General features: G+C 64.7%; 9 protein-coding genes and 1 pseudogene. 5 read left to right on the forward strand and 5 right to left on the reverse strand.

The features are described 5' to 3' along the window. Nucleotides 1-158: 158 nt before the first annotated feature. The 3 genes from HHL21_RS17115 to HHL21_RS17125 form a co-directional block, all read right to left on the reverse strand. Entirely contained in the window at nucleotides 159-1100 is a 942-nt protein-coding gene (locus HHL21_RS17115) for a CysB family HTH-type transcriptional regulator (RefSeq protein WP_169468063.1), read from the reverse strand. A gap of 92 nt (nucleotides 1101-1192) precedes the next feature. Next, nucleotides 1193-1861, reverse strand: coding sequence for an RBBP9/YdeN family alpha/beta hydrolase (locus HHL21_RS17120; RefSeq protein WP_169468065.1), 669 nt, complete (start codon nucleotides 1859-1861; stop codon nucleotides 1193-1195). Nucleotides 1862-1878: 17 nt separating this feature from the next. Further along, the gene (locus HHL21_RS17125; RefSeq protein ID WP_169468067.1) at nucleotides 1879-2898 is read right to left on the reverse strand and encodes a sulfate ABC transporter substrate-binding protein; all 1020 of its coding nucleotides are present in this window, start codon (nucleotides 2896-2898) and stop codon (nucleotides 1879-1881) included. 255 nt (nucleotides 2899-3153) lie between these two features. On the opposite strand from HHL21_RS17125, the gene HHL21_RS17130 reads away from it, so the two are divergent. Together HHL21_RS17130 and HHL21_RS17135 are read left to right on the forward strand one after the other, a co-directional pair. Further along, nucleotides 3154-5835 carry a bifunctional diguanylate cyclase/phosphodiesterase gene (locus HHL21_RS17130; RefSeq protein ID WP_169468069.1) on the forward strand — a complete coding sequence of 894 codons (2682 nt, stop codon included), beginning with the start codon at nucleotides 3154-3156 and terminating at the stop codon, nucleotides 5833-5835. Then, on the forward strand, nucleotides 5832-6227 hold the full coding sequence (locus HHL21_RS17135; protein ID WP_308640250.1) for a hypothetical protein: 396 nt from the start codon (nucleotides 5832-5834) through the stop codon (nucleotides 6225-6227). The genes HHL21_RS17130 and HHL21_RS17135 overlap by 4 nt, the downstream gene beginning before the upstream one ends. A gap of 65 nt (nucleotides 6228-6292) precedes the next feature. Here HHL21_RS17135 and HHL21_RS17140 read toward each other — a convergent pair whose 3' ends face one another. Beyond that, the gene (locus HHL21_RS17140) at nucleotides 6293-8095 is read right to left on the reverse strand and encodes a tetratricopeptide repeat protein (RefSeq protein WP_229496532.1); all 1803 of its coding nucleotides are present in this window, start codon (nucleotides 8093-8095) and stop codon (nucleotides 6293-6295) included. Between the two features lie 196 nt (nucleotides 8096-8291). Here HHL21_RS17140 and HHL21_RS17145 point away from each other — a divergent pair, with 196 nt between their 5' ends. After that, complete coding sequence (locus HHL21_RS17145; protein ID WP_206085848.1) at nucleotides 8292-9638, forward strand: metal-dependent hydrolase family protein; 1347 nt, start codon at nucleotides 8292-8294, stop codon at nucleotides 9636-9638. Nucleotides 9639-9793: 155 nt separating this feature from the next. Continuing rightward, nucleotides 9794-10521, forward strand: a pseudogene (locus HHL21_RS17150) (class I SAM-dependent methyltransferase). Nucleotides 10522-10542: 21 nt separating this feature from the next. Here the strand turns inward: HHL21_RS17150 and kefC are convergent. Continuing rightward, complete coding sequence (gene kefC / locus HHL21_RS17155; RefSeq protein ID WP_169468071.1) at nucleotides 10543-12324, reverse strand: glutathione-regulated potassium-efflux system protein KefC; 1782 nt, start codon at nucleotides 12322-12324, stop codon at nucleotides 10543-10545. A 182-nt stretch (nucleotides 12325-12506) separates the two neighbouring features. On the opposite strand from kefC, the gene HHL21_RS17160 reads away from it, so the two are divergent. Then, nucleotides 12507-13613: an S-(hydroxymethyl)glutathione dehydrogenase/class III alcohol dehydrogenase gene (locus HHL21_RS17160; RefSeq protein ID WP_169468073.1), complete on the forward strand. Its 1107-nt coding sequence runs from the start codon at nucleotides 12507-12509 to the stop codon at nucleotides 13611-13613. Nucleotides 13614-13616 lie beyond the last annotated feature (3 nt).

Consider the following 13616-nt stretch of genomic DNA (forward strand, 5'->3'; position numbering starts at 1 on the left):
GTCCCGATGATTCCGTGCGGAAATAGTAGCTGTCGTCGGGAAAGCGGTCAACGTATTGATACGGCTGTGTCGGAAATGGCACGGATACTTCGGCAGTCAACGACTTCGCAGAATCGCAAGCTTGCAGGACAAGCATTGTCCAAAGTTACATCGCAGGGTCAGAACGTTTCTGCCTCTGCGTCCTTGCGCAGCGCCTGCGTCACTTTCGCTTCGGTCAGCTCCGCCGCGCACAGTTCGATGAAGCGGTAGGCGTAGCGCCGCAGGTAGTGGCCACGCCGCACCGCGATGCGCGCGACGTTTTCGGGGAACAGGTGGGCGCTGTCGAGCTGGCGCAGGTCGCTGTCGCGCGCCGGGTCGACCGCCATCGACGCAACGATCCCGACGCCCAGGCCCAGCCCGACATAGGTCTTGATGACGTCGGCGTCCAGCGCCGACATCACGATGTCCGGCACCGCCCCGGCCGCCGCGAACGCCTTGTCCAGGTGGGTGCGGCCGGTGAAACCTTCGTGATACGTGATGACCGGATAGTCGGTCATCGCTTCCAGTGTCAGCGGGCGCACGTCTTCCAGCGGATGGCCGGACGGCACGATCACCGAATGGTGCCAGCGGTAGAACGGGAACGAGGCGAACGCCGGCACGTCGGCCAGCGCTTCGGTCGCCACGCCGATGTCGGCTTCGCCGTCGAGCAGCAGCTTGACGATTTCGCCAGGGCTGGCCTGGTGCAGCTTGAGGTGGACCTTCGGATAGGCGCGTTTGAATTCGGTAATCACGGCCGGCAGCGCGTAACGTGCCTGGGTATGCGTGGTGGCGACGGTCAACTGGCCGACGTCACGCTGGCTGTACTGGTCGCCGAGCCGCTTGATGTTGGCCGCTTCCAGCAGCATGCGCTCGACCATCACCAGCAGTTCCTGTCCCGGCTCGGTCAGTCCCAGCAGGCGCTTGCCTTTGCGCGCGAACAGCTCGATGCCGAGCTCGTCCTCAAGGTCCTTGATGTGCTTGGACACGCCCGATTGCGAGGTGAACAGCGCACCGGCCACTTCGGTCAGGTTGAAGCCGCGGCGTACTGTTTCGCGGATGATGCGCAATTGCTGGAACTTCATGATTGTTCCGGATCGAGGATTGACAGCCAGTCTATGCTGTAAGGTCCACTATCTGGAAATACATAAAACTCAACAATTTATTACGAAAAGAGCTAAGCCCCCATGTTGGCGCGGGTCTGGCGGCGCAGGCGCGCGAGCGCACTGAAGCGTCGCCCTGCGGCTGGCGCCTTGCCGGCGTCGTCGATGGCGCCGAGCGGGAAACCGTCGCAGGCCTGCTGCAGCTCCGCCAGCAGCCCCATGCCTTGTGGCCAGGCGCCGTGGCCGGACGCGGTGTTGACATGGCCAGCCTCGCCGATATCGACCAGCCGGCTGCCCCAGCGTTCCGCCAGCTCGCGGGCGCGGCCGAAGTCGAGCCAGGGATCGTTGCGGCTGGCAACCAGCAGGCTGGGAGAGCCGAGTTGCTCGGCAGGCAGTGCGGCGGCAACGCTGTCGCCGCCGGGATATTGCTCACGAGTTCCAAGCAGCGAAAAACGGCGCGGCTCGGCTGGCGCCACCAGCAGCAGCCCGGCGACCTTGGCGGGCCGGTCGGCCGCCGCGATCACGCTGGCCAGGCAGCCGAAACTGTGCGCGACGATCCAGACGGCGCCCGGCGTGGCATCGATTTCGCGCCTGACCTCGGCTGCCCACAGCGCCAGCACCGGCAGTTCCCAGTCGATGCCCGTCACGCGCCGGGCGTCGGGCAGCCGGCCTTCCAGCCATGTTTGCCAGTGCGCCGGGCCGCTGCCGTGAAAACCCGGGACGATCAGGGTGGTGTGGTGCACGATGCCTCCGCCCTTGCTTACTTCGATGCGTAGATCTGGTCGAAGGTGCCGCCGTCGGCGAAGTGGGTTTTCTGCGCCTTCTGCCAGCCGCCGAAGGTGTCGTCGACCGTGAAGGTCTTCAGCTTCGGAAAGCGCGCCACGTCTTTCGGATCGGCCAGTTCGGGCTTGACCGGGCGGTAGTAGTGCTTGGCCACCAGCTTCTGGCCGGCCGGCGAGTACAGGTAGTCGAGGTAGGCGGTGGCGACCTTGGTGGTGCCGCGGCGATCGGTCACGCCTCGCACCACAGCGACCGGCGGCTCGGCCAGCACGGAAACCGACGGCACCACGATCTCGAACTTGTCCGGGCCCAGTTCATTGACGGACAGGAAGGCTTCGTTTTCCCATGCCAGCAATACGTCGCCAAGGCCGCGCTGGACAAAGGTGTTGGTCGATGCGCGCGCGCCCGAATCGAATACCGGAACGTGCTTGAATAGTTCAGCCACGAAAGCCTTGGCCTTTGCTTCGGTGCCGCCCGGGCGTTTCAGGGCGTAGCCCCATGCGGCGAGATAGTTCCAGCGCGCGCCGCCCGAGGTCTTCGGATTCGGCGTGATGACCTGTACGCCTGGCTTGACCAGGTCGCCCCAGTCCTTGATGCCCTTTGGATTTCCCTTGCGAACCAGGAACACGATGGTCGACACATACGGCGAGCTGTTGTTGGCGCGGGCTTTTTGCCAGTCGGCAGGAACACGTTTGGTTTTCTCGGCGATGGCGTCGATGTCATAGGCCAGCGCGAGTGTGACGACATCGGCTTCGAGTCCGTCGATGACGGCGCGCGCCTGCTTGCCGGAACCGCCATGCGACTGGCGCACCGTCACGGTTTCGCCGGTCTTGCCTTTCCAGTATTTGGCAAATTCCAGGTCGTATTCCGCATACAGCTCGCGGGTTGGATCGTAGGAGACGTTGAGCAGGGTGGTTTGCGCAAGCGCTGCGCCGGAAAGGCCGGCAAGACCGGAGAGCAGGGCGGCGAGAATGAGCGAACGGCGGGTAGGGCGGAACATGGTTTTCCTCGGTCTGTGGTGGATTTGGTATGGATCGAGTCTACCGGCCGGGTTCGCGAAACCGAACCAAGAAATTCTGCAATGCTTATCAGCTCATGCGTAATGGCCCCGTTGCAGGGCGCGAGCTGATGGGGCAGCAAGGGCATCGAACCATCGGCGAAGCGGGGTATTCATGGCGCATTTAATACGTGGAGGACCTTGGTGTCGCGTGTAGAATTAGTCCATTCACCACCGCCATAGATTTGCAGATCGCACATGACCCTGCCACAAGATCCGACAGCCTCCGTAGGCAAGACCAGGCCGTATGCGCGCACGCGCCTGGTTGCCGCGACTGCCTTGTTGATCTCGGTGCTGGCAGTGGCGAACTCGGCGATGTTGTATGTGAGCTACAACGACGCCTTGCGCGAACAACAGACCAGCCTGCGCAACCTGTCGATTGCCTTTGCGGCCCAGACCCTCACCGTGGCGCAGGCGGTCGACCAGGTGATGCGCCAGGTGGGGCGCGTGCACCGTGGCGGCGCCGCCACGCCGCCGTCGCTGTCACCCTATTTTGAAGAGAATGGCCCGGCCCAGGAATATCTGCTCGGCGTGCACCTGTACGATGCGGCCGGCCACCTGATTGCCAGCGGTGTACCGGCCAGCGTCGCCATTGCTTCGGAACCGATCCAGCCGCCGCCCAATGCGCCCCAGCAGGACGGCCCCACGCCGGTCAGCATCACGATCAGCAACATCGACCCGGCCACGGGGCGCGGTGTCATTAATTTTGCGCGCGCTATCAGCAACGCGCGCGGCGAGCGTCTCGGCACCATCCTCGCCCAGGTCGATTCAAAACGTTTCGAACGGATATACACGCTGGTCGAACTGGGCGAGGGCGGCTCGGTCACGCTGCTCCAGCGCGATGGCACCATGCTGGTGCGCGGTCCGAATCTTCCTTCAGGCATCGGACGCTCCTTCAAGACGACACCGCTGTTCGTGCAGCATTTGCCGATTGCCGAGCGCGGCGGGTTCGAGAGCGTCAGCCCGATCGACGGGGTCATCCGCCTGTACGGCTACGATTCGGTGCCGGGCTTCCCGCTCGTGATCATTACCGGCACGAACAAAACCGATGCACTGGCCGCATGGTATGGGCGCCTGCGGACCGCGCTCGGTTTCTTCAGCCTCGTCTCGCTGACGCTGGTCTTCCTCGCATGGCGGGTGGCGCGCGACACTGCGCGCCAGGTCAAGCTGATCGAGCGGCTGGCCGCCAGCGAAGCGCGCGCGGAAGCGAGCGCCGAGTACCTGGCCAACATCCTGAACGCGGTCGGCACGCCGATCTGGGTGCTCGACAGTGCGCGCAAGTTTGTCACGACGAATGAGGCGTTCAGCCGCTTTGTCGGGCGGCCCACAGCCGACCTGGCCGGGCTGCCCGAACACGAGGTACTGGACCCGGGCAACCTGGGCGACCGCGAGCGCCGCTACCGCCAGGTACTGGACGACGCCGCCACCAGCGAGGCGCTGGCCCGACTGCGCGATGGCGCCGGCGAGACCCGCACCGTGATCCAGCTGACGTCGAAACTGGTCAACGAGGCCGGCCAGGCCCAGCTGGTGAGCGTGCTGACCGACATCACCGAGCGCCAGCGGGCCGAACAGCGCCTTGCCTACCTGGCGGACTTCGATTCGCTCACCGGCCTGCCGAACCAGCACCAGTTCCTGCGCGTGCTGGAAGCGGTGATCGGCGATGCCGCCACACACGACCGCATCGTCGGCACCGTGGTCGTGTCGCTCAAGCGCCTGCACGAGATCAGCGACCTGCTTGGGCAGGAGGCGGGCGACGGCGCACTGCGCCAGGTTGGCGAGACCTTCCGCACCTTGCTACCGCCAGCAGTCGTCGTTGCGCGCATCAAGGGCAGCGAATTCGCGGTGCTGATCGCCGCCGAGCGTGGCCGTCTCGCGATCGAGGAATTCGTGATCGACCTCCAGCAGCGCCTGTCGGGTCTGATGACCATCGGCGGGCGCGATTTCTACCTCGGCCCAGTGATGGGCGTCTCGGTGTTCCCCGAGGACGGGACCACGGCGGACGAACTGTACCGGCGTGCCGAAAGCGCCCGCAACCGGGAAGGCGGCGACGACGACGAGGCAATCCACTTCTTCTCGCCCAGCACCCACACCGACCTGGACGAGCGCCTGGCCATCGAAGCGCAGTTGCGGCGCGCGTTGGAACGCCGTGAATTCCGTCTTGAATACCAGCCGAAGGTCAACATTGCCGACGGCCGCATCGTCGGTTTCGAGGCGCTGCTGCGCTGGAATAACCCGGTGCTGGGCGAAGTGTCGCCGGTCCTGTTCGTCCCGATCGCCGAACGTACCGGCCTGATCATCGCAATCGGCGCCTGGGTGCTGGACGAGACCTGCCGCCAGATGCGCAGCTGGACTGCCAGCACCGGCGCGCCGGTCAAGGTGGCGGTCAACCTGTCGCCGCGCCAGTTCCACCAGAAAGACTTGCTGCCGAGTATACGCGACTGCATCGACCGCTGGAACGTTCCGGCGGGCGCGCTCGAGCTGGAAATTACCGAGACCGCGCTGGTCAGCCGCGAGCAGGAAGTCGATGTGCTGATGCGCGGCATCCGCGCGCTCGGGGTCGAGTTGTCGATCGACGATTTCGGCACCGGTTATTCGAGCCTGGCCTACCTGAAGCGCTTCCCCGTGCAGCGCCTGAAGGTGGACCGCGCATTCATCCGCGACCTCGGCCAGGACGACGACAGCGCCGCGATCGTCCACTCCGTGATCAGCCTGGCGCGCAACCTCAAGCTCGGGGTGGTGGCGGAAGGTGTCGAGACTGAAGAGCAGCTGGCGATGCTGCGCGACATGGCCTGCGACGAGTACCAGGGATTCCTGTTCAGCCGGGCGGTGGCCGCCGACAAGGTGCTGGCGCTGCTTGAAGTGAACAAGACACTGGCTTGAGTTGTTGGCTGAAGAAAGATGTCAACGAGACAGTTCCGCCGCGCGTTTTTTTTATTGGTATTTCGCCATTTACTGAGGAAAACGCAATGAACAAGTTCATTTTTGCTGTAGCTGGTCTGCTTTTGTCGAACCTTGCTTTCGCGCAGGCTCCTGTTTCCTCAGCCGCTACCGCCCCGGGCGCGAAGGCCTGCGAGTCGCGCGCCATCGACAAGAGCGGCAAGATGCTTGCCGGTGCGGCGAAAAAATCGTTCTTGAAGAAATGCGAAGCGGACATGATGGATCCGGTGTCGCGCAGCTGCGAGGCCAAGGCGATGGGCAAGACTGGCAAGGCGTTGGCTGGCGCTGCGAAGACGTCGTTCATGAAGAAGTGTGTGGCGGACGCGCCGAAGTAAGCAAGCCGGATCGCGACGCGCACAATTTCGGCGGATAAGCGCGCATCCGCCGTTCTAACGTTCGCTCACAACAACGCCAAATCCGGCCCGCCTTTCTTGCCCAGCCACGTCGTCTCGAACCGCTTCTGCGCCGCAGCAAGCGCGGCCGTATCGCCACGCTTGCGATAAACCTCAATCAGCCCCCGCAGCGCCCACCCATTGCTCGGCGTGCGCGCCAGCGATGCGCGAAACACCTGCTCGGCCGCCTCCAGCTGGCCGGCCCTGAGCAGCGCCGCTCCCAGCGACTGGCGCACCGGGTAATACCAGTACGGCGGTTCCGTGTAAGGCAGGCTGTCCTGCACCGCCACAGCCTCCTGGTAAGCCTTGATCGCGCCGGGCACGTCGCCTTGCGCGTCCGCCAGCCGGCCGCTGGCCACCGCGCGCGCGGTGCGCACGATATCCCTGGCGGGCACGGCCCAGTCTTCAATGGGCTTGAAGTTGGCCGTGCGCTCCAGCTGGTCCAGCGCCTCAATTTCCTTGCGGCTTTCAGGCAGCGCGCCCTTGCGCGCATATCCGGTGGCGCGCGCATAGTGCCACATCGCCTTGACCAGCACGAAGTCAGGCCCCGGATCGGGCAGCGCAATCAGCACGTCCGGGCTGCTGAACTGGACGTGCGAGAAGTAGGGCGCGGCTTTGACCGGCTGCATGCCGGCAAAATCCTTGAGCAGTTCGGGAGGCAGCGACTTGTCCAGCTTGGCCGCCGATTCGAGCGCGGTCTTGCCATCCCCTCCCATCAGCGCGGAGACCATCACGAAGTGGATGTTGTGCGGGTAATAGGCGCCCCGGTACACCGGGTCGCTGCCAGAGCGGCGGAAGTAGCGCTCGTCCGCTGCGATGGCGGCAAGGTTCGATTCAAGCGCCTCCTTGTACAGCCCGACCCGGTAGTAAATGTGCGAGGGCATGTGGACGATGTGGCCCGCCCCGGGGATCTGCTTCGCCAGCACGCGCGCCGGCGCGAGCGCTTTCTCGGGATGGACCGACGCTTCCATCGCGTGGATGTAATAGTGGGCGGCGCCCGGATGGGTTGGATTGCGTTCCAGCACGCGTTCCAGCGCATCGACCAGTTCGGCGGTGCGGTTCTTGGGCCGCGTGCCGCCTCCTTCCCAGTAGTCCCATGGCGACAGGTCCATCAGCGATTCCGCAAACAGCACCTGGATCGTGTCGTTGTTGGGAAATGCCTTGGCGGCGTCGGTCATGGCGTCGGCATAGGCTTTGTCGAGCGCCGAGCGGTCGGCGCCGGCGGCTGCGTCATAGCGGCGCGCGACGGCGCGGATCAGCGCTTGCTCCGCAGGCGTGGCGCTTGCGGCATGTCTGGCGGCGTTAGCCGCCGCCGCGACGGCCGGTGCAACTGCGGTCGGGAACATTGGCGCATTGATGTTGGGCCCTAACACCAACGCCTCGCCCCAGTAGCACATCGCGCAGTTGGGATCGAGTTGCTGGGCCGCGCGGAAGGCGCGCGCAGCTTCGGCATGGTTGAAGCTGAACGTCAGCCGCATGCCCTGGTTGAAATAGGCTTGCGCGGTGGGGTTGCGGGTGCTGACCGGTACGTGCAGCTTGCCGAGGTCCTTGTACAGCGGTGGCTTCTCGGCGGCGGCGGGTGCCGGCGCTTGCTGGCCGGGTTTGAAGGGCGCGGTTTCCGCCTGCGCCAGTACCAGCTGTTCAAGCAGCCGAGGACGCCCGCCCTGGGGGGGCGCGCAACTGGCGCCGCCGGCAAACAAGGGATCGAAAGCAGCGCCGTCCGGCTGGCGTTCGGCCAGTGTCGGCGCAAACGCGAGCCCCAGGCAAGCCGCACCGGCAAAGGCGGCTGCAAGCTTTTTCTTTTTCATCATCTCCCCCTTTCGGCGGGAACATGCAGATCATCGGATTGTATCGTCATTGGCTTTTTAGAGTCGCAACGTTTTTCCGAGTTCCGCACGGCGGCTTTACCGGATGCCGGCCATCCTGTGCACCGAGTTATTCAGTTTTGCCAGGCCGGCCTGCTTGCGGCCGCAGCCGTGATTGCCTTGCTTCTAAACTTGTGCCAGCATGCGTGGTTTGCCACTCGAGACCATGACCGCCATGCGCACTTTGCCAACCAGGACCATTCTTGCCAGCGCCTTGCTGGCGCTATCGATCAATGCCGCTGCGGCAGGCGCCGTCACGCTGGTGCAGGCCGGGCACCTGCTCGACCGTCCCGGCCATCCGCAACGCGGCGCATCGACGCTGGTCATCAGGGATGGCAAAGTGGCCGAGGTACTGGACGGCTACGCCGGCGTTGAACGCTACGCCGGCGCTACCATCGTCAACCTGCGCGACCGCTTCGTGCTTCCCGGACTGATCGACAGCCACGTGCACCTGACCAGCGACCGCGCCGGCATCGAAGGCCAGCTGGCCGGCGTGACCGACAGCGTCGCAGCGGCGGCCTACGAGGCGCAGATGAACGCCGGGAAGACCCTGCAGGCCGGATTCACCACAGTGCGCAACCTTGGCGACGGCAACGGCGTAACGCTGGCGCTGCGCGACGCCATTGCCCGGGGCTGGGTGCAAGGACCGCGCATCATCGACGCCGGCATGCCGATTTCGGCCACCTCCGGCCACATGGACGGCCGGCTCGGGTACGCCGACTGGGTGCAGCATGGCGTGCCGACCGCAAACCTGTGCGATGGCCCGGAGAGTTGCCGCAAGGCGGTACGGGTGCAGATCGGGCGCGGCGTCGACGTCATCAAGATCGCCACCACGGGCGGCGTGAACAGCGTGGTCGGCGCCGGCGTCGGCAAGCAGATGTTCGACGATGAAGCGAAGTCGCTGATCGAGGCCGCCCACTTGTACGGCAAGAAGGTGGCGGTGCACGCGCATGGCGCCGGCGGTATCAACCTGGCGCTGGCGGTCGGCGCCGATTCCATCGAACACGGCACGCTGCTGGACGAGGAGGGCGTCAAACTGTTCCTGAAATCAGGCGCGTATTACGTCCCGACCCTGTCGACCATCAACGGCTACAAGGAGCGGATCGCCAATAATCCGGATGCTTACCCGCCGGCCGTGCGTGCGAAGATCGACTGGCGCATTGGCATCACCGGCAAGGCGCTGCGCCAGGCGCACAGCCGAGGCATCAGGATCGCCTTCGGCACCGACGCCGGCGTGTCGAAGCACGGCCGCAATGCCGACGAATTCGAATTGATGGTCCAGTTCGGGATGACGCCAGCCGAAGCGATCAAGTCCGCCACCGTCAATGCCGCGGACCTGCTCGGTATCAGCGCCGTGGCCGGCACGCTCGAGGCGGGCAAGGGCGCCGACCTGATCGCCGTCGCCGCGAATCCGCTCGCCGACGTGACCGCGCTCAAGAAGGTCGACTTCGTGATGAAGTCGGGACAAGTGGTCAAGAGCCGCCACTAAATTAAAGGGAATCTGAGGGAAGCTGCGCCGCCGGCACGGCGTTTCTCCGGGGGGCGAAACGACGGTATTTGGGTTATGCCCATACCGGCGAACTTGGAGATGCCGTCCGAGTCAAATGGGATACGCAATCAATTCCGACGCAAGGAGGATTCGCCATGCCCCAACCTGGTCCATCCCCCGCTTCCGGCCAGGAGTCGCGGCCGCCCGACATGCCGGATTTCGCGGCGATCAAGCAACGCCAGCAAGCGACATGGGCGAGCGGCGACTTTGCCGTCATCGGTGTCACCTTGCAGATTGTCGGCGAATCGCTGGCCGAGGCCGCTGACATCCGCGCCAATGAACGAGTGATCGATGTCGCCGCCGGCAACGGCAACGCCACCCTGGCCGCTGCACACCGCTTCGCGAAAGTCACGTCCACCGATTACGTTCCGGCGCTGCTGGACAAAGGGCGCAAGCGTGCCGAAGCCGAAGGCCTGCAAATAGACTTCCGCGAAGCCGATGCGGAAAACCTGCCATTCCCCGATGCAAGCTTCGACGTGGCCATCTCGACCTCCGGCGTGATGTTCACGCCGGACCATACTCGCTCCGCCAGTGAACTGCTGCGCGTCGTGCGGGATGGCGGCCGTATCGCGCTGGCGAACTGGACGCCCGAAGGTTTTATTGGCCAGCTGTTCAATACGCATCGTCCGCGCACTGGCTGCAGGTCTTCCGCGACTTCTACGGGCCGACCAATAAGGCGTTTGGCGCGCTCGACGCGGGTGGGCAGCAGGCGTTGGAGCAAGACATCCTCGCCTTGCTCGACCGCTTCAACATTGCGGGTTCGTCGTCGCTGGTTGTGCCGGCCGAGTACCTGGAGGTGGTGATTACCAAGCGCAGCGGATAAAGCCGGCGCGGCCGCATGGATTCAGCGTTGCGCTTGCTCCGGCGCCAGGCGGATTCGATCTTGTTCGAAGGAACGCTCCAGCTCGTCGCGCGCTGCCTGTTGGATGGAGATCATCGTTTTTTCGTCGCGATAATGCGGGAAGATCGCGTCGAGGGTCGACAGGTTATGCTCGCGGAACTTGATGCGCGCGCGCTCGGCGGTAAGGGGATCGATGCCCATTTTTTCGAGTGCGTGCTGGCCGATCAGCAGCGCCGACTCGAAGGTTTCTCGTTCGACCTGTTCGACGCCGCGGCTGCGCAGCTCGAACAAATGCGTCAGGTTGCGCGCCCTGGCAATGATCTCCAGGTGGGGGAAGTTCTCGCGCACCAGGTCGGTCAGCTTCAGGCTGCCTTCCATGTCATCGATGGCGTTGATCAGCAAATGCGCCTTGCGCGCTCCGGCCGCGTGCAGCAGGTCGAGGCGGGTTGCGTCGCCGTAGAACACGCGCATGCCGAACCTGCGCAGCATGTCGATCAGGTCGGGGTCGTTGTCGAGCACGGTCACCTTGATGCCCGATGCGATCAGCAGGCGCGCGGTAATCTGCCCGACGCGTCCGAGTCCCGCAATGATGACGCGCGCGCCCTCCGGCTCGATCACGTCCGGTTCCATCGGCGGTGGCGCGTGCAGACGGCTACTGATCCAGCTGCCGCCCATCACCGCCAAAGGCGTCAGCGCCATCGACACGGCCACGACCACGACCAGCGTTTCGTTCAGTGCCGGCGGCAGCACCTGGGCCTGGCGCGCCACCGCGAACACCACGAACGCGAATTCGCTCCCCTGGGCCAGCAGGCCGGCGAACGGCCAGCGCTGCACCGCCGGGATCGGCATCGCGCGCGCGATCAGCGCCAGCAGCGCCATCTTGAGCGCCATGTAGGCAAGCGTCAGGCCCAAGATATGCAGCGGTCCGTCGGACAGCAGCCCCATGTTGACGGACATGCCCACTGACGTGAAAAACAGCCCCAGCAACAAGCCCTTGAACGGTTCCAGGTCGGCTTCCAATGCCTTGCGGTATTCGGACCCGGCCAGCAGCACGCCGGCAAGGAAGGCGCCCAGGCCCATCGACAGGTCGGCCAGCGTCATCAGCTGTGCGATGCCGAGCACCAGCAGCAGCGCGAACGCGGTAAAGATTTCACGCAGCCCGCTTTTGGCGATCAGCCGCAACGCTGGTGGAATCGCGTAGCGGCCGATGACGAGGACGGCAGCGATGGCCGCGGCCGTCAATGGCCAGTTGAAACCGGGCCCGCTGCTTGCGGCGGCGCCGAGCAGGGGCGTCACGACGAGCAGGGGGATGGCGGCCATGTCCTGGAACAGCAGGATCGCAAACGCGGCCTTGCCGGCCGGCGTGTGCTCGAGATGCCGTTCGTGCATGTTCTGGACCACGATGGCGGTCGACGACAGCGCCAGCGCGAAGCCGGCAACCAGCGCGGCGGTCCATTGCATATCGAGGAAAAAGGCCGCCGCGGCCAATGCCGCTCCGCAGGCGGCCACCTGCAGGGTGCCGCCGCCCAGCACCAGCATGCGCATTTCCAGCAGTTTTTTCGGCTGCAGTTCCAGCCCGATCAGGAACAGCATCATCACCACGCCGATCTCGGCCACATGGCTGATCATTTCGACGTTCTGGATCAGCGCCAGGCCCCACGGGCCGATGATGCAGCCGCCGATCAGGTAGCCGAGCACCGATCCAAGTCCGAGGCGCTGGGCCAGCGGTACCAGCAGGACGGCGGTGAGCAGGAAGACGATGGGGGTCAGCAGAAATTCGGGCATGGCGCGCCTCTGGCCTGGAATGGAAATTTCCCAGCCGTGCGGCCGGGTTCCTGGCCGCGAGAGGCCTTGTCAGTATTATATCGGAGCCACTCCCGCGCACCGCTTCCCCGGGGCGCGCCGACGCGCGTGGCGCGGGTGGGATATGATCTTTCTTCATCTATTCCAATGAATAATTGCTCACTATGAAAACAAAAGCCGCAATCGCATGGCAGGCCGGCGCCCCGCTGACGGTCGAGGAAGTGGACCTTGAGGGCCCGAAGGCGGGCGAAGTGCTGGTCGAGATCAAGGCCACCGGCATTTGCCACACCGACTACTACACCTTGTCCGGGGCCGACCCGGAAGGCATTTTCCCGGCGATCCTGGGACATGAGGGCGCGGGCGTGGTGGTCGACGTCGGTCCGGGCGTGACGACGGTGAAGAAAGACGACCACGTGATCCCGCTGTACACGCCGGAATGCCGCCAGTGCAAGTTCTGCCTGTCGCGCAAGACCAACCTGTGCCAGGCGATCCGCTCGACCCAGGGCAGGGGCCTGATGCCCGACGCCACCTCGCGCTTCTCGATCGGCGGCAAGCAGCTGTTCCACTACATGGGCACGTCGACGTTCTCGAACTACATCGTGGTGCCCGAGATCGCACTGGCCAACATCCGCAAGGATGCGCCGTTCGCAACCGCCTGCTATATCGGCTGCGGCGTGACCACCGGCGTGGGCGCGGTGGTGTTCTCGGCCAAGGTCGAGGCGGGCGCCAACGTGGTTGTGTTCGGCCTCGGCGGCATCGGGCTGAACGTCATCCAGGCGGCCAAGATGGTTGGCGCCAACAAGATCATCGGCGTCGACATCAACCCGGCGCGCATCGAAATGGCGACGCGCTTCGGCATGACTGACTTCATCAATCCGAACGAAGTGGCCAATGTGGTCGACCACATCGTGCAGCTGACCGATGGCGGCGCCGACTACTCGTTCGAGTGCATCGGCAACACCACCACGATGCGCCAGGCGCTCGAGTGCTGCCACAAGGGCTGGGGACAGTCGTACATCATCGGCGTGGCGGCGGCAGGCCAGGAAATCAGCACCCGTCCGTTCCAGCTGGTGACCGGGCGCGAATGGAAAGGTTCCGCTTTCGGCGGCGCGCGCGGCCGTACCGACGTGCCGAAGATCGTCGACTGGTATATGGACGGCAAGCTGCGCATCGACGAGCTGATCACGCACACCTTGCCGCTCGAACGCATCAATGAAGGTTTCGACCTGATGAAGCGGGGCGAATCGATCCGCTCGGTGGTCCTGTACTAAGCG

This window comes from Massilia polaris (assembly GCF_012927275.1).
GTDB lineage: Bacteria > Pseudomonadota > Gammaproteobacteria > Burkholderiales > Burkholderiaceae_D > Telluria_A > Telluria_A polaris.